We start from the raw sequence: 18190 nt of genomic DNA on the forward strand, positions 1-18190 counted from the left end.
AAATTAAAAAAAGACCAAGGCATTCTTATGTATAAAAGTAAGATACAGTGTTATCATGTGAATGAGCTGATCAAAACCTAATATCGGGAAGAATATCCTAGGTGTTTTTTGATACTTTGCAGATAGTCTACTAGTAAAAAAGTCTGTGATACCATGCAAAATTCCATTTATTAAAAAGTAGCTAATTGCAATTTTTATAGGGAATAAGAACAGACAACAAATGGAAATAACAAGAGTATACGTACCCACATGTATTGCTAACCATTTTAAATGTCGGCTTTTACCCATAGCCATTTTTGAGGTCTGAAAAACATAGTCCCCAATCCAATGTGCAACAAGTATCCAGATGAACATCATACCTAAAAGATATCAATTCAAGGGCTTATAACCTAATACACCGCATAAAGTTTTTATAATAGTAAGTAAAAATGTAAGAATATAGCATAAACTTGAGTATATTGTATAGTGTAAACATATGAGTTTCTTCAAATCGACATAATACTGCTTATTTTTTGAGATGGACCTGTACTTAGGAGGTACTGGAGGGAATATATCCAAACTTAATGATATCAGATGTTTCGCACATTTCGCAATAGATTATTATTTTGGTTTCTGGTGTTTATCAGTTTTAGTATTGTGATTATTGGACTTTCTTATACTCATATCAAAAAACGTGAACATATATTACAACGAACAGAGGCAATAGAGCAATCCTACATCATGTTGCTGAAAAGCGTTAAAGCACAACAGGATTTTTTTAGCTATGCTACCAAGGATCAACATTTCTTCAGAACAGGAGATAGTAAATACCTGGATATATATCTTAAACTTTTGGACAGTACCCGTTCCCATTTAATGCAAATAGATTTTGAAAAAGAAAAAGTACTTTCTGGTAGCATTGATACCATTAAAATGGATATCACAGAAATAGATGCCGTTTTTCTTGAACTTATAGAACAAATACAAGCCAGAGGATATAAGAACTATAACCTTGAAGGCTCTATGCGAAAAGATGCGCACTGGCTCGAAAAGGCTAAAGAGATTCCTGCAGCAGATATTTTAACCTTACGACGATACGAAAAAGATTATATCATAAGAAATGAACGTAGTTATGTTACTCGATTTAATCGAAGAATAACCACCATAAGAAAGAAAATTGAGCAGAATAATAGAATTTCTAAAACCCGAAAAGATAATATTATTTTTTATCTGAAAGGTTATGAAAACAAATTTGCGCAACTGGTCGAATTGGATCAACGCATAGGGATTAAAGATAATTCTGGGCTCAAACAAAAACTAGAAGATCGTATTACCATTTGTGAGGCTGGTTTTAGCGATGTTGTTTTAAAGTCTGAAGAATGGGCTCAGGAAGAATTTAGAGGGCTCACGATATATTTTTCTGTAATCGCTGTACTGCTAATGATAGTTAGTATTTGGATTAGCTCTTTGATTGCAAGTAAAATTACCAAACCACTTACTGATCTTACACTACATATTACACGTTTTGTGGATAGCAATTTTACATTAGAAACCGAGCATCCCGTTGCACGAACAAAAGATGAGATTGGAAGCTTAACCCGAAACTTTTCTTTTTTGAAGGATGAAGTAATATCCCGTCTTAAGTTTTTTAAACAGAAAGTTGACGAGCGAACCGCCGAACTAGCCACTGCCAATAAAAGATTACTCCGCCTCAGTGAGGCCAACAGCCGCTTTGTGCCACAGGAGTTTTTACAAAACCTGGGAAGAAAGAGTATCGAAGATGTAGAACTAGGAGATCAGGTAGAGCGCGAAATGACGGTAATATTTTCTGATATTAGAGAGTTCACCAAGTTATCAGAGTTATTAAGCCCACAGGAGAATTTTGATTTCATCAATGAATATCTAAGCGGGATAGTGCCAATAATAAAACGAAATGGTGGGTTTATTGACAAGTTTATCGGTGATTCTGTTATGGCGCTATTTCCAAAAAGCCCCGATACCGCAATACAAACTATATTCGAGTTTGAAGATTTTCTTGAGTCTTTTAATAAAAAGCTCAAGGCTAGTAACCGAAGGCCTATAGAGATAGGTACCGGAGTACATACAGGAAGTCTTATTTTGGGTACTATTGGACATGATCAACGGTTAGAAACAACAGTAATCTCTGATGCTGTAAATACATCTTCTAGGGTAGAAGGTCTTACCAAATATTACAGAGCAAAAACAATTTGTACCGAAGCTACTTTGGTAAAATTAAAAAACAAAGAAGCATTTAATTATAGATTTCTGGATAAAGTTCAAGTAAAGGGGAAAAGTAAAACGCTTTCAGTATATGAGTTTTTATCCCCAAAAGAAACAAGAAAGTTGGGATATCTGGATGATTACAATAAAGGGGTGAACTTTATTAAAGAAGAGAATGTAACCGAAGGAATTAAGCTTTTTTCAGAGTTACACAATTTATATCCTGAAGATATGGCTGTAAAGATTTTCCTTGACCGATGCCGCAATTATATCGAAAAGAAAGCCTCATCATGGGATGAAATAACGCAAATGGTAAATAAATAATTATTCTTTTGAAAAACATATAGCGTAAAGGTTAAATTAAAACATAAAACTTGTGAAGAAATACGATCTTATTGTTATTGGTTCGGGACCTGCTGGCGAAAAGGCAGCAGCAAAAGCAGCATATTTTGGTTATAAAGTAGCGCTTATAGAAAAAGAACGAAAGTTTGGAGGAGCGGGAGTGCAAACAGGTACATTACCTTCAAAAACATTAAAAGAAACAGCGTTATACTTATCAGGAATTTATCAAAAAGGAGTTTTTGGTGTTGATAAAGAGATCGGAAGAGAAACGGGAGTTCATGATTTTCTATACCGCAAAAATGTAGTTACCAATCACATGAATAAAATAGTAAAATACAACCTAGAGAAACATGGGATTGAATTATACGAAGGTTTTGCAAGTTTTATTGATCCAAACCATATAAAAATCTCTGGAGAATTAGAACAAACTATTTATGGCAAGTATGTGTTAATTGCCACGGGATCTTACCCATATCACCCAGAAAACATTCCCTTTGACAACAAAAGAGTCTTAGATTCTGATACTATTTTAAGCATCAAGAAGTTTCCATCTTCAATATGTGTACTGGGAGCCGGAGTAATTGGTTGTGAATATGCTACAATTTTTGGTGCCATGGGTGTAAAAACCTTTGTAGTTAACGATCGGGATAAGATTTTAGGGTTTCTCGATTCTGAAGTATCTGAAGCCCTGGTGTCACAGATGAAAAAGAATGAAATCAAAATCTTATTTAATAATTCGGTAACTAGTTTTGAAATCCCGGAAAATGATGTCAAACCATTAAAAATCACATTGAAATCAGGGCAAATCCTAAACGTTGATATGTTTTTGTTTGCTGCAGGCCGAAGTGGAAGTATTAAAGGCTTGAATTGTGAAGGAATTGGACTTAAAACAGGGAAACGTGAAACCGTTTTGGTCAATGAAAAGTTTCAAACCAACATCCCTAATATTTATGCCGTGGGTGATGTGATCGGATTTCCGGCATTGGCTAGCACAAGTATGGAGCAAGGACGTATAGCGGTCACGCATATGTTTAATACTGCAGATTTAAAATCATTGGCCGACATCTTTCCGTATGGTATTTATACTGTTCCCGAAGTGTCGATGGTAGGTATTACTGAAGAAGAAGCAAAGGCCCAAAAAATTGATTATGGAGTAGGGTATAGCTATTATCGAGATACTGCTCGTGGTATGATCATGGGAGATACCGATAATGGGTATTTGAAGTTGATTTTTGATAAAAACACCAAAGCTATTCTTGGAGTACATATCATGGGACATTTCGCAACAGAGCTTATTCATTTTGGTATGCAACTGGTTCAAGAAAAGAAAACGCTGGATGGATTAATCGCCACTGTGTTTAATTATCCTACATTGCATGATCTATACAAATATGCCAGTTATGACGGGCTAGGCAATCTGGCCGGTAAAAAAGTTAAAAAAGCAGGAGAACTTATTTGATAAATATAAAATAACGGTCTATTATACCAACATAATAGACCGTTATCATCATCTAATTAAGAATCAAACTCACATTAGAAGTTTATTCTTCCGCTGCCTGTATTACCAGAATAGTATGAATCCCAACCGGCAGACGTATCGTTATCTAACCATACATTTGGGTGACTCCAGAATCCAGAAAATCCAGTTGCAGCTACGGTTTGGTCACTATCCCATAATTGGCATACATATTCTTTAACAAACCATCCATCGGTTCCCTTTAAGTACAGGTGCCCATAGTCTACTTCTACCCATTCGATAGCCTGACCAGGAAATGCTGCTCTGAACAAGTATCCGTCCCAACCTCCGTCAAGACTATCTCCAGCATCATCCATCCAGTTAAACGCAGGTGTATATCCACCAACACTAGTAGTGAATCGAACGTATGTTCCCACATCACCATTTGTTTGATTATTGGTTTGCGTTCCTGTTTTTACCCAAACGCGATAGAACCACTCTGTACTAAAACCCTTATTAGCTTGTTTTGGTTGTTTGCTAATATATTCTTCAACCACAGCATTAAACTGAAGCATTGCCTCATTTTTTGGTACTCCCTCATCAAAATGCATTTTTAATACTGGTGCTACGGTTTCTTTAATGTTTAGTATCTCGCCATCATTTCCTGTCTTACTTTTAAACCCTTCAGATTTTTCGGTTTCCAAAATTTGATTGGTTTCTGTTTCTACGTCAGACTTCTCACATGATACAATAAATAGCACCCCTAAAATTAGAAATGCAACGGTTTTAAGATTTCCAAATTTTTTCATTTGTTTTAATTTTTAATAATTACTTATTTAATCAGTTAGTTGTTTCTCCCCATTTCATGTCGACATCTATAGTTACTCGAACAACTTTCTGAGACAAATGTATTGTGTTTATGAAGTCTGTAAAACAGTTAAAAAACCCTGTTTGTGTTTATTTTACCCCGATGCTTTAGGGTTTACAAACCTGCAATAAAAAAGGTTTTTCCGTATACGTAAAAAAGCAAATAAAAATATTGGATTTTTAGGCATTCAAATAGATAATTATATATTTGAAACTTGTTAAATCAAAAATGTACCTGTGAAATACTCTTATTATCTACTCATTGCTTTAGCATTCTGTATTCAACCTCTTGTAGCTCAGGATTATGTTGATATTTTGAAAATTAATTATGCCAATATCTTAAATGCTGGTTTTGAGGATAGCGATGCCGAAACAAATGTAGGTTTACTGGATTTGTCTCTTACCTATCCTATAAAGCTTTCAGAAAAGACAGCAATTATTACAGGAATAGATTATAATCAACAGGATCTGGATCTCTTTCCTAATGCAGAAAGTGTTTCATTAAAGAATATTACCCTGAAGGCAGGTTTAAATATTAAGCATAATGATAAATGGTCAGGCACATACGTGTTTTTGCCGAAAATTGCTAGTCAGGATCTTCATACTGATGGAGACCATCTTTTCTTTGGAGGATTGGCTTTATTAAAATATCAAAAAAGTGAACGAATGCAGTATCGTTTCGGAGCTTATGTAAGTACCGAAGGTTTTGGAACATTTATGACACCAATACTAGGAATGTACTATACCAGTGAAGATAATACTTGGGAATTTACTGCGACATTACCAATAAATGCTGATCTAAATTATAGTTTTAATGATGCTATAAGTGCCGGGTTAGGTTTTCAGGCTTTTGTTAGGTCATATAGCTTAGAGCGGGCAGAGTCTTTACCCGAATTATACACCCAAGTAGCGAATATTGAGTTTGCACCATATTTTCAACATGGTTTTGCAGATAATAGTATTTTAGTAAGATTACAAGCAGGATATTCTACAGCTTCTTATGAAGTATATGAAGAAGGAGATACATTACCGATACGGGTTTCTGCCTTCGAATTCGGGAATGATCGTAATCTCATAAATCCAGAAATGACCGGTAACCTTTTTGTTAGGGTTGGAGCTACATATCGTTTCAATTTAACTGGTAAGTAAAAAAGAAACGCTAATAGAATTTTATAAAAAAATATAGGTTCTCTGTAGCATTATTAGTAAAAAAGGAGCACCTTAAACCTTTCTTTTCCTGCTCTTTTAAGTCTGCTTTACAAACACACTCAATATGACAGATTGTGAATACAAATTCTGTAGATGCCCCTTTGTGGTTATAAATGGCTAATTCAAATATTTTAAACCTTTACGCTGTTATTAGGTTTAAGATGAATTGTATTTTTCAAAGATATTAGGAATGTCTTATTTTATAAAGAGCTTAACAACTGGTTCTCAATAGGTAAAAACCCCGTTTTACTACCGTTAAATTCTTAGGATCATTACTTTTCTATTTTCTTGTGATAATATGTTAAGAACTTGTTTTTACTTTTTCAACAAATTGTGATTTATTTGCATTTGGGAAAAATTTTGCAATTGGAAAACGAAGAAAAAGAACAGAAAAAAGTATTTACACGATATAACTTTTTTAATAAGACATATTGTGTATTTAGAGGCGTACCGCTTCGGGAAATCTCTAGAAGAAAACCAAATTACCGCAGTGAGTCGGGGAGTACCTATTATTATACCAAACATGGTGTTTATCGGCTTTCGAACCACTGGGGGAGGGCGGCCAAATGCCAATGGAGATTAATTTCAGATTTTCCTGCAGAAATTGATGATTTACGATTAGGTTATGCAGACTGGATTGACTTTAGGGAGAATCTTGATCCCGAAGTTGATGCGTATTACATTTCTGTAGATTTTGAAACTAAGAAAGTAAGCTATAAACATAAGGATAACCCGGAATACGATCAGATAGCAGTTTTACGTTCTGCAGATGCCACCAGAAAGCTAATCAAACAGATTAAGAACCTACTTGAAACTCATAAATGGGCAAAATATTATGATTATGATGATCTCGACGAGTTTAGAGAAGAAGTGATCACACGATTAATCAACAGCAACATTTCTCTAAATGAATTGAGAAGAGAATTGGTTTAGGTGTAATACTAAGATGTTACGGGTAGGGGTACATATGTATGATCTCCTGCAACCTTGGGAAACATTTTAGTTCTCCATAACTCTTTAGCATTTTCTAGTTTTTCTTTACTTGTAGAAACAAAGTTCCAATAGATGTATCGCTCCTCAGGAAATGGTTGTCCGCCAAATAATAATACATGAGCATTGGCCTTTAGTTTTATATGGCAACTATCTTCTGTTTTAGAAACCAACATATTTCCTTGTCCAATTGAATTTTCACATGCTTCAATAGATCCTTCGACAATGCAGATCCCAATTTCGCCTTGTAATTCGCCTTGTATTTTAAGCTCATATTCTTCTACAGTTTTTATTTCGATCATAAACAAATCAGAATGTACAGGTAGTGGAGATTCATACCCATAACCTTTACCGGCAATTAATTTAAATTTTGCGCTGTCATCATGCCATGTGGGTAAATTCTCTTCGCCAATATGATGAAATTCTGGTTCTATATCTTCTAGCTCTCTTGGTAGGGCGACCCATATCTGATACCCATGAGCAGTGAATTCAATACCATTTCTAAGGTCATCTGGAGTGCGTTCGGTATGTGTAACTCCCTTACCGGCAACCATCCAGTTTACCGATGCTGGGGAAATACGTTGATTGGTGCCTATACTATCTTTATGCAGTAATTCGCCTTCGAGCATATAGGTAAGCGTCGACAAACCAATATGGGGGTGTTGGTCTACATCCATATAGCGCCCATTTTTGATAGTTGTTGGCCCCATATGGTCAATAAATATAAATGGTCCCACCATTCTTTTTTTTCTGAAGGGAATAAGACGACCTACCAAAAAATCTCCAATATCTCTACTTCGTTCTTCTATAATTAATCCTTTATTTGACATAAAATGGTAAAAATTAATACATAATTTAAAGATAAAGTTTTTTGTATATAGACTCCGTTAAACATATATTAATCCATCGTTATAGGGATCACAAACCTAATTTTCTACCAGATAGTTTGAAAGAAATACATTGTTCATAGTAGAAACTCTTTTCTTTGAAATAATTTACTATCTTTTCGTTCGTTTATAAACAATCAACTAAATAAAATCAACCTTCAAACCTACTCATGGAAATTTTTTCTTCTTACAATGTAATTATAGGAATCTCGCTAACCATTATTTTATCTTTTATTTTTAATGGCGTAGCAAAAAAAACCAATGTACCTGCTGTATTATTATTAATCATACTTGGTGTTGTTTTACAATATATTCTCAAAGCATTTGGGGCCGATCCAAATCAATTTTTATCCATGCTCGAGGTGTTAGGTATTGTTGGGCTAATTATGATAGTGCTTGAAGCAGCTCTAGAATTAGAGCTTAAAAGTGATAAGCTAATGCCTATTCTAAAATCTATGGCAATTGCACTTATAGGGCTAGTAGCCTCGGCATTTATAGCCGCAGTAATTTTAAAGGCCTTGGTAAAAGATATGTCGATGCAGTCTGCTTGGCTATATGCCACTCCATTATCGATACTTTCTAGTGCCATTATAATCCCGAGTGTAAGTGGATTGGTCGAATCAAAAAAAGAGTTTCATATTTATGAAAGTACATTTTCTGATATTCTGGGGATCATGTTGTTTTATTTCCTTACAGGAAGGTTGAACCCAGCTGAAGATTCTGGAGTAGGGGGATTCTTTTTAAACCTGATTCTTACCATTGTAATTTCTTTGGTGGCGAGTTATGCTATTATATTGATATTCCAAAAGATTAAGAGCCAGGTTAAATTATTTCTTCTTATAGCTGTTTTATTATTACTTTATGCGCTTGGAAAGAAGATGCATTTATCCTCATTGATTATTATTTTGATTTTTGGATTGGTTATAGCCAATATGAAATTGTTTTTTCAAGGGCAACTAAGACAATATCTGGATCTTGAAAAAGCTAAACATATTTATCATGAATTACACGTGATTACCGCAGAAACGGCCTTTGTTGTTCGTACCTTATTCTTTGTGATATTTGGAATTACCATTGTGCTTTCATCCCTATTAAGCTTAAAAGTTACACTGATAAGTATCTTAATCTTAATTTCTATATATGCTATCAGGTATGGTTTGTTGAGATTATTTATGGGGAAAGATATTTTTCCGCAGTTATTTATTGCACCAAGAGGCTTGATTACTGTACTTTTGTTTTATGCCATTCCTGCTGAAGCTATAGTAGAAGGTTTTGAACCAGGAATATTATTATTTGTAATTATTGGAACCAGTTTGGTTATGACCGGTGGAATGATAAGAGATAAAAAAATGAATCCGCAACGAATAGAGGAGGCAACCGAAGAAGAAATAAATATAGAAGAAACTGAATATTTTATTAATAACACCACAGATTTAAGTGAATTAGATACTCCAGGCAGTGGAGGAGAACATGACGCAGAATAATGAAACGATTACATCGATTAACAGCCATATTAGTAAAACTACAATCTAAAAAAGTTGTCCAGGCTTCAGAGTTAGCCAATAAATTCGATGTGAGTCTTCGTACCATTTACAGAGACATGCAAGCACTCACCGATGCTGGAGTACCTATAGGCGCCGAAGCAGGTACAGGATATTATCTCGTCGATGGATATTCATTACCGCCTGTTATGTTTACCGAAAAAGAAGCCAATGCATTGCTTACAGCTTCAAAAATTATTGAAACAAATAACGATCAATCGCTTATTAATGAGTATCACGAAGCTATTGAAAAAGTAATAGCAGTTCTTAAGACTTCACAAAAAAAGAAATTAGAAATTCTGGATCAACGCATTTTTACCTACAACAGAAATGCAAAACACCCTAGTAATTCATTATCTATTATACAACAGGCAATAACCGATTTAAGAGTTCTTGAAATTCAATATACCAAGGTAACCAATGAGTTTAGCAAACGATTGGTAGAACCCTTGGGGGTCTACTTTACCAATAATACTTGGATTATGATCGCATATTGTAGACTACGAAAAGATTATCGAGAATTCAGAACCGATCGTATTCACAAAATATTAGAAACTCAAGAGCTTTTTCAAACACAACAATTCACGCTCGAAGATTATTATAACAGAAGGGCACACCTGTACCGAACAAATATTTCTTCATAAAATAAAAATCTACTGACATAGGGTTGTCACAGACCAGGTTTAATTTTGATTAACATTAATACTCACGTACAAATTAATTTTAATCATCATGGTAAATCTATTATTTAATTGTACCACTAAACCTGATCAAAAACTATCGCACATGAAAACCAATGACACCGTAGTAGAAGTTGTATTATTCGAAGCAAATCCAATGTATTCAAAACAAGAAGTCCAAAACGCTATGGCTTCACTTAATGAAATTGTCAAGATGTATTATGGGTTTTTAGAAAGAACTACGGCCAGTACTGATGACGGTAGATATATTGATATTGTTTATTGGTTGGATATAAAATCTGCAAAAGAAGCTGCAGAAGAACTAATGAAAGATCAACAGGCTCTTAAAGCTTTTGAAGTAATAAAACAAGAATCTTTACAAATGTATCATTTTGACACCTTCAATCAATTTGAAGAGTAAAAAGTAATAACAAGACCTTTATCTTGGGTAAAAGGCCATGCTTTTCCCTTGGAGGGGGTTAAAAAGATGAAGGTTTTGTTGTTTCATTTTCTTTACATTTGAAGAAAGTATAAATCAGTTTAGTATGATTCCAGAACATATTCGCACAAGAAAAGGAGCCAGAAGCCTTAAAGATTTAAATCCAGAAGTTCTTGAATATCTTAATAAGGGACTTATTGAAACGGCTAATCTAATGGAATGGCTGGCCGTCGATCAATTAAAATTATTAAAAGGAACCTTAAGCGATATCAATAAATCCGAATGGTATGACAATTTCTATGAAGCTGTCTCTTCACAAAAAAAACCTTCTGCCAATACAACAACAAAAATAATTGGAACTACATTTTTACAACTCACAGATGGTGTGGAAACATTAGATTATCTTTCTAAACATACCTCAGATGTGCCGCGATGTTGGGCTGCATATTGGGCAGGAATAAAAGAAACTGAAATCACTAAAAAACTTGATACAATCAAGCAATATGCTGCCGACAATCATTTTGGAGTTCGCGAAGTTGCTATTTTTGCAACCAAACAGGATATCATTGAAGATTTGGATACTTCAATTGAAAAATTAACCAATTGGACCAAAAGTAGTGATGAAAAAATCCGACGATTTGCTGCCGAAGTGACGCGTCCTATCGGAGTATGGACAAAAAAGATAGATGCATTAAAAGAAAAGCCCGAACAAGGTATTTCTATTCTTGAACCTCTTAAGTCTGACTCGTCTAAATATGTTAGAGATTCTGTAGGCAATTGGTTAAACGATGCTAGTAAAACCAGGCCCGATTGGGTTACAAAAATTTGTGACAAATGGGAAAAAGAATCTTCTTCGAAAGAAACTCAATACATTCTTAAAAAGGCCTTACGCTCTATTAATAAATTAGTATAACAGAACATTTAATGTACTGGAAATCGTTTGCGTACTATTAAATGTTGAATTTTTGAGTTAAATTTTTATGATATAATTATTAAAATCGTTTCTTTTTAAGATAATAACGCCTTCTATTTACTTGCTTTTTCATAGTTTTAAGTGATTTTTATTAATTCATGGTATTTATTACTTAAAACAGGCTGTTTCAATGAATATTCTTCATATTAGTGTCGAGTGTTATCCCATTGCAAAAGTTGGTGGACTTGCAGATGTGGTGGGCGCTTTACCAAAATACCAAACGAGCTTGGGCCATGATGTAAGTGTGATTCTACCTTTTCATGATAATGAATTCACAGAAAGTGCAAGTCTTGAAAAAATATATAAAGGTAATGTTCAATTAGGAGATTGTATTCATTCTTACAGCATCCATAAACTGATTACTCCTTATTTAGGCTTTACAGTATATATGGTTCGCATACCAAGACTATTGGATAGAACAATGGTTTATGGCCATCAAGACGAAACAGAACGATTTGTAACATTTCAGAAAGTGGTTTTGAATTGGTTGAGTTCTGAAAAGATCAAAATGGACATTATTCATTGCCATGATCATCACACCGGGTTAATTCCATTTATGACAACTCATACTGAAGCGTATATAGATCTTCAAAATACTCCAACAGTTTTTACCATACATAATGCTCAATATCAAGGTCAAATATCCTATGATAATTTGTATTATTTACCATCATTTGATCGTAAAAAAATAGGCTTAATCGATTGGGATCATCGAATCAATCCGCTGGCAACGGGAATTAAAAATGCCTGGAAAGTTACTACCGTTTCTCCTAATTATATGAAAGAGCTACAGGAAAGTGCCAATGGATTAGAAAATTTGTTGCGTAATGAGAACAAAAAGTGTGTTGGTATTCTTAACGGTATAGACACTGAAACCTGGGATCCAGAAACAGACCCTATGCTTATAAAGAACTATAAGATTAGTACACTTGTCTCTGGAAGAAAAGCAAATAAGAAATGGTTATGTGATAATTTTGATTTGTCTATCGAAAAACCACTTTTTGCATTTATAGGAAGGCTGGTAGGTGAAAAGGGAGCAGATTTACTTCCTGATATAATTGAAGAATCACTTGGAAATACAGATATCAATTTCCTGATTTTGGGATCAGGAAATCAAGAAACAGAGGAAAAACTTAGATCGTTAAGGGAGCGGTTTATGGATAGATATCATGTTCATATAGGGTATGATGAACAACTATCTCATATCATCTATGGTGGTGCAGATTTTTTATTAATGCCCTCGAGAGTCGAACCTTGCGGGCTCAACCAAATGTATGCGTTACGTTATGGCACCATTCCTATAGTTCGGAGAACAGGAGGGTTGAAAGATACTGTTATAGATATAGGAGACGGAGGTTTTGGAATTTGTCATGATCAGTCATTGGTATGGGATGTTTGTTATTCGATCAAAAGAGCTATTGCTTTGTATCAAGATCAAACAGCTTATAAAAGGCTACAAAGACAAATTATGAAGATCGATCATTCGTGGAACAGATCGGCGCAAGAATACTTAGATTTATATAATTCCCTTATACAACTAAAATGATCAACAAAAAAGTCTTAGCAATTATCCTAGGAGGCGGGCAAGGTACTCGATTGTATCCTCTTACCGAAAAAAGATCCAAACCGGCGGTCTCTATAGCTGGAAAATATAGATTGGTAGACATTCCTATCTCCAATTGTATTCATTGTGATATTAAAAGAATGTTCGTTTTAACTCAGTTTAATTCGGCGTCCTTAAATCGTCATATCAAAAACACCTATATTTTTAGTTCTTTTAGTGATGCATTTGTAGATATTTTGGCGGCAGAACAAACTCCCAATAATAAAACATGGTTTCAGGGAACTGCAGACGCCGTGCGTCAATCAATGTATCATTTATTAAATCATGAATTCGAATATGCATTAATTCTCTCTGGAGATCAATTGTATAAGATGAATTTCACCGAAATGCTTGATGAGCATATCCAAAAAGGAGCAGAGATATCGATTGCCACGCTTCCAGTCACAGCCAAGGAAGCAACACAATTTGGTATTCTTAAAACCGATTCTGATAGTTTTATCTCTACTTTTGTAGAAAAACCAAGTTCTAGTGAACTAAATGGTCTAGAATCCAAAGTTGGAGAGGAAATGGAAAAGGAAAATAGAAATTATCTAGCTTCTATGGGTATTTATATCTTTAATAAACAGTTGTTGATTGATATATTATCTGATCCAACAACAATAGACTTCGGAAAAGAGATTATACCGCAATCTATAGATAATCATAAAGTGTTGGCATATCAATATGAAGGGTATTGGACAGATATCGGAAATATTTCGGCATTTTTTGATGCAAATATCAGCTTGACCGATGATATTCCTCAGTTCGATTTGTTTAGCAAAACTAGTACAGTACTTACTCGGCCGCGAATTTTACCTCCTTCAAAAATATCGGGAACAAAACTTAACAAATCGATGGTTGCCGAAGGGTGTATCATTAGTGCCAAAGAAATAGAACATTCTGTAATAGGCATACGATCCAGAATAGGAAAAGATACCGTAATCAAAAATACCTATATGATTGGTAGTAACTCCTATGAAGACATTGAAGAGTTAGAACAAAATAGCCACGATGGTATTCCTTCGTTTGGAGTAGGAGAACGATGTTCGATAAACAATACTATAATTGACAAAGATGCCAGAATTGGTAATGATGTAACCATCCATGGCGGTGAACATCTAGAAGATACCGAACAAGAATCTTATGTTATAAAAGATGGGATCGTTGTAATTAAAAGTCGATCTATTATCCCAGACGGTTTTAAGCTGTAATTTTTGGTTTTTTTGATTTTTTATATAAGGGAAATCATCAATATGATTTCCGAAAACGTTATTGTTTATAAATTCTCACATTTCTTGTCAAAATCTTACAAATTACCCTCTTAGCTTTCAGAAATAAGTAATAAATTGGGAATGCATTTGCAAAAAAATCAAAAACAGTTCATTTTAATTTATAATTTTTCATGCTTAATCAAGAACGCGTTGTTATAGAAAATGTAACACCAGAATTAAATAACGGAGTTTTTTTTATTAAAAGAGTGGTAGGGGAAAAAGTCTTTGTTACCGCAGATATTATTGGTGACGGGCATGACATTGTACAAGCCAGTATTTTATTTAAGCACGAAAAAGAGACTAAGTGGAAAGAGAATAGAATGAATCCTATTGAAAATGATTCTTGGCAAGGAGATTTTACAGTTGAAAAACAAGGGTATTATACCTATAAAATACAAGGTTGGATTGATTATGCTTTAAATTGGCAGCATGGAACAGTTCGAAAGATTGATGATGGGCAACATGTTTCCTCAGAATTATTGGAAGGACGAGAATACCTTGAAGCTATTAGTAGTACCGTAGAAGCTGAAGAAAAGGAATATATAAAAAACCTTTCTAAGCTCTTCAAAGAAAAAAGTACATATAATGAAGCCATAGCAGAAGCCAAAAGTGACAAACTTCATGATTTGTTTTATAAGTACCCTTCAAGGGGATTAATGGCAACGTATAAGGAATTAAAAGTATATGTAGACCGAGAAAAAGCAAGATTTAGTACCTGGTATGAATTTTTTCCCAGAAGTGCTTCAGAAGTAGAAGGAAAACATGGAACGTTTAAAGATTGTGAACGTCTACTTCCGCGAATTGCAGAAATGGGATTCGATGTACTATATTTTCCGCCAATTCATCCTATTGGAGAAGTAAATCGTAAAGGAAAAAATAATACTACCAAAGCTACACCAGATGATGTAGGTTCTCCATGGGGTATTGGATCCAAAGATGGGGGCCATACCAGTATTCACTTAGACCTGGGAACTCTCGAAGACTTTAAGATTTTGGTTAAAAAAGCAAAAGAACTGGGCATCGAAGTCGCTATGGATTATGCGTTACAGGCAGCACCAGATCATCCTTGGGTGAAAGAACATCCCGAGTTTTTTAAATGGAGACCTGATGGGACTGTACAATATGCAGAAAATCCACCTAAGAAATATCAAGATATTCAACCTATATATTTTGATACGACCGAGTGGAAACCTATGTGGAAAGAATTACTTGATGCAGCCATGTTTTGGGTAGAACAATGTGATATCAGAATTTTTAGAGTGGATAACCCGCATACAAAACCATTTCACTTTTGGGGTTGGTTAATCGGTGAAATTAAAAACAAGTATCCTGATGTGTTATTCTTGTCTGAAGCATTTACCAAACCAAAGGTAATGCAACAACTTGCCAAACAAGGGTTCACGCAATCGTATACCTATTTTACCTGGCGTAATAGTAAACATGAACTTGTAGAATATATAGAAGAACTTACCAAAACTGACCAGAAGGATTATTTTCGCCCTAATTTTTGGCCCAATACACCCGATATAAACCCGTATCACCTTCAAGGAGCCAATGAAGCAATGCATCTAATACGATATACCCTTGCATCTACACTTAGCTCTAGTACAGGTATTTACGGGCCTATATTTGAACAAATGGTTTCAGCTTCGATTCCGGGTAAAGAAGAGTATTTGGACAGTGAAAAATACCAGTTGAGATATTGGGACTGGGAAGTAAAAAATAAATTAACTACGATAATAACTACAATTAATCATATTAGAAAAGAAAACAAGGCACTTCAACAAACCAATAATATAAAATTCTGTCATATTGAAAATGACCAACTATTAGGATTTTATAAATATGATCAAGAAAAGACTAATGAATTGCTCATTATAATCAGTTTAGATCCTCATTATTCGCAACAAGGACATATCCAACTCCCCCTAAATGAACTAGAAGTGCATGCCGGTCATAATATCCAAGTGCACGACCTTATTACCAAAAGTAGTTACCATTGGAACAGTGAATGGAACTACATAGAACTACATCCTGCTTTGCCTATGCACATTTTTAAAATAAAAAAATGATGTAGTATGACGACAGAGACCAAGCCCAAAAAGGACCTAAACGACGAGTATGTATACAAGTCTGATTGGCCAGAATTGTTTGAAAATCCTCAATTTATTGAAGAATTGTGTGAAGATATTTTAGAACCATATATCATTACAAAACGATGGTATGGCGGTAAAGCCAGCGCCCTTAAATATATCGAATTGATTGATCATTTCAAGATTCAGGACAACAATGATGCGTTTTATGGATTGGTGCTTGAGGTGAATTTTAGAGAAGCCTTTGTGCAAAATTATTTTATTCCTATAGCATTGGTGACCGACCAAAGTTTCCCTCAAGAAGATATTATTACCAAGATTCAACTTAATGATGTTCATGGTTTTTTGGTAGATGCAACCCTATTAGAGTCGTTTAGAAAACAAATCTTCGAAAAAATTCTTGAAGGAGCAAAGACAAAGTATAAGGGATTAGAATTTAGAAGGGGCAGAGGCTGCAAGGATACAGAATACATTTCTTCTCGCTTTCTGGGAGCCGAACAAAGCAACACTTCTATCATATTTAATGACAAATACATTCTAAAGATTTTTAGAAGAATATTTGTGGACCAAAACCCAGATTATGAGATAAATAAATATCTTACTGAAAAAGGAGTCTTCAAAAACACACCCAAGTATAGCGGAAGCATTACACTACGGTTTTCTGATAAAAATGTGATAACCATTGCACTAATGCAACGCTTGGTGAAAAATCAAGGTGATGCTTGGGAGTATTTTCTAGATCAACTTAAAGGTATTTTCAAGAAACTAAGTGAAATACACCCTGATGTAACAAAGATTCAACCCATTGGGATGTTTGATAAGATTGATCTAAGTATAATCCCAGATGAGATTATGAACTATTGTCCAATGTCATTTTTTGAAGATATAGATCAGTTGGCACTGCGAACCGCTCAAATGCATGTAGCTTTGGGGTTAGAGCGTATAAACACACAATTTACACCACAAACCTATAGCAATGACTATTCAGTATGGCTCAAAAACAGGCTAATTTATCAGTTTGAAAACAGAGTGAATCTAGTAGAAAATAACCTTCATAAACTCGAAGGACTTAGATTAGAGTTGGCACAAGAGTTTCTGGATAAAAAGAAAGAAATTCGTAAACGTTTGCTCGATTTTGATGAAAGTAAATTGAAAGGAGAACGCATACGTATTCATGGGGATTATCATCTGGGTCAAGTATTAGTAAGTGATCATGATTTTTACATCATTGACTTTGAAGGGGAACCCGAAAGCACCATTAGAGATCGAAAAGTAAAACAACCACCTCTCAAAGATGTAGCCGGAATATTTAGATCTTTTAATTATGCCGTGTATTCTACCATCTTCAATAATATGGAAGACTTCAGATATACCAAAGAAGAGTTGTTTCATTTTGCCGAAGTGTTATATAGTTATATGGTCACTGTTTTCTTAAGAAGGTACGTTAAGTATGTACAATCTCACAATTTGAGCATCGGATACAAGAAAGAAATCAAGTTTATGCTTAATTATTGCTTGCTGGAAAAAGCAGTATATGAATTAGGTTATGAACTAAATAGTAGACCCAGATGGGCAGTAATCCCTTTAAAAGGAATTTCAAGAATTATAAATAGCTAAAC

Annotated in this window: 15 protein-coding genes; 12 read left to right on the plus strand and 3 right to left on the minus strand. The window is 34.5% G+C overall.

Translation table 11 applies throughout. From position 1 onward, the window contains the following. Positions 1–3: 3 nt before the first annotated feature. Entirely contained in the window at positions 4–357 is a 354-nt protein-coding gene (locus U6A24_RS23220; RefSeq protein ID WP_407654040.1) for a DUF3307 domain-containing protein, read from the minus strand. 216 nt (positions 358–573) lie between these two features. On the opposite strand from U6A24_RS23220, the gene U6A24_RS12955 reads away from it, so the two are divergent. Together U6A24_RS12955 and sthA are read left to right on the plus strand one after the other, a co-directional pair. Then, positions 574–2544: an adenylate/guanylate cyclase domain-containing protein gene (locus U6A24_RS12955; RefSeq protein WP_324180407.1), complete on the plus strand. Its 1971-nt coding sequence runs from the start codon at positions 574–576 to the stop codon at positions 2542–2544. A gap of 52 nt (positions 2545–2596) precedes the next feature. After that, the gene (gene sthA / locus U6A24_RS12960; RefSeq protein ID WP_324180408.1) at positions 2597–4021 is read left to right on the plus strand and encodes a Si-specific NAD(P)(+) transhydrogenase; all 1425 of its coding nucleotides are present in this window, start codon (positions 2597–2599) and stop codon (positions 4019–4021) included. A 74-nt stretch (positions 4022–4095) separates the two neighbouring features. Here sthA and U6A24_RS12965 read toward each other — a convergent pair whose 3' ends face one another. Continuing rightward, positions 4096–4827, minus strand: coding sequence for a hypothetical protein (locus U6A24_RS12965; RefSeq protein WP_324180409.1), 732 nt, complete (start codon positions 4825–4827; stop codon positions 4096–4098). Positions 4828–5122: 295 nt separating this feature from the next. Between U6A24_RS12965 and U6A24_RS12970 the strand changes: the two genes are divergently transcribed. Further along, on the plus strand, positions 5123–6034 hold the full coding sequence (locus U6A24_RS12970; RefSeq protein ID WP_324180410.1) for a DUF6268 family outer membrane beta-barrel protein: 912 nt from the start codon (positions 5123–5125) through the stop codon (positions 6032–6034). Positions 6035–6460: 426 nt separating this feature from the next. After that, positions 6461–7027: a hypothetical protein gene (locus U6A24_RS12975; RefSeq protein WP_324180411.1), complete on the plus strand. Its 567-nt coding sequence runs from the start codon at positions 6461–6463 to the stop codon at positions 7025–7027. An 8-nt stretch (positions 7028–7035) separates the two neighbouring features. On the opposite strand, the gene U6A24_RS12980 is transcribed toward U6A24_RS12975, so the two are convergent. Continuing rightward, a complete protein-coding gene (locus tag U6A24_RS12980; protein WP_324180412.1) occupies positions 7036–7914 on the minus strand; it encodes a pirin family protein in 879 nt (292 codons plus the stop codon). Between the two features lie 227 nt (positions 7915–8141). Here U6A24_RS12980 and U6A24_RS12985 point away from each other — a divergent pair, with 227 nt between their 5' ends. The 8 genes from U6A24_RS12985 to U6A24_RS13020 all read left to right on the plus strand — a co-directional run bounded on the left by U6A24_RS12985 (position 8142) and on the right by U6A24_RS13020 (position 18188). Then, positions 8142–9455 carry a cation:proton antiporter domain-containing protein gene (locus U6A24_RS12985; protein WP_324180413.1) on the plus strand — a complete coding sequence of 438 codons (1314 nt, stop codon included), beginning with the start codon at positions 8142–8144 and terminating at the stop codon, positions 9453–9455. Beyond that, complete coding sequence (locus tag U6A24_RS12990; protein WP_324180414.1) at positions 9455–10156, plus strand: helix-turn-helix transcriptional regulator; 702 nt, start codon at positions 9455–9457, stop codon at positions 10154–10156. The genes U6A24_RS12985 and U6A24_RS12990 overlap by 1 nt, the downstream gene beginning before the upstream one ends. Positions 10157–10298: 142 nt before the next feature. After that, positions 10299–10613 carry a hypothetical protein gene (locus U6A24_RS12995; protein ID WP_324180415.1) on the plus strand — a complete coding sequence of 105 codons (315 nt, stop codon included), beginning with the start codon at positions 10299–10301 and terminating at the stop codon, positions 10611–10613. Positions 10614–10737: 124 nt separating this feature from the next. Next, complete coding sequence (locus tag U6A24_RS13000; RefSeq protein ID WP_324180416.1) at positions 10738–11544, plus strand: DNA alkylation repair protein; 807 nt, start codon at positions 10738–10740, stop codon at positions 11542–11544. Positions 11545–11734: 190 nt separating this feature from the next. After that, entirely contained in the window at positions 11735–13150 is a 1416-nt protein-coding gene (locus tag U6A24_RS13005; protein WP_324180417.1) for a glycogen synthase, read from the plus strand. Continuing rightward, entirely contained in the window at positions 13147–14418 is a 1272-nt protein-coding gene (locus tag U6A24_RS13010) for a glucose-1-phosphate adenylyltransferase (RefSeq protein WP_324180418.1), read from the plus strand. Before U6A24_RS13005 ends, U6A24_RS13010 begins: the two co-directional genes overlap by 4 nt. Positions 14419–14609: 191 nt before the next feature. After that, a complete protein-coding gene (locus tag U6A24_RS13015; RefSeq protein ID WP_324180419.1) occupies positions 14610–16550 on the plus strand; it encodes an alpha-1,4-glucan--maltose-1-phosphate maltosyltransferase in 1941 nt (646 codons plus the stop codon). A 6-nt stretch (positions 16551–16556) separates the two neighbouring features. Next, complete coding sequence (locus U6A24_RS13020; RefSeq protein WP_324180420.1) at positions 16557–18188, plus strand: phosphotransferase; 1632 nt, start codon at positions 16557–16559, stop codon at positions 18186–18188. Positions 18189–18190: the final 2 nt, after the last annotated feature.

This window comes from Aquimarina gracilis, assembly GCF_035285365.1.
Lineage (GTDB): Bacteria > Bacteroidota > Bacteroidia > Flavobacteriales > Flavobacteriaceae > Aquimarina > Aquimarina gracilis.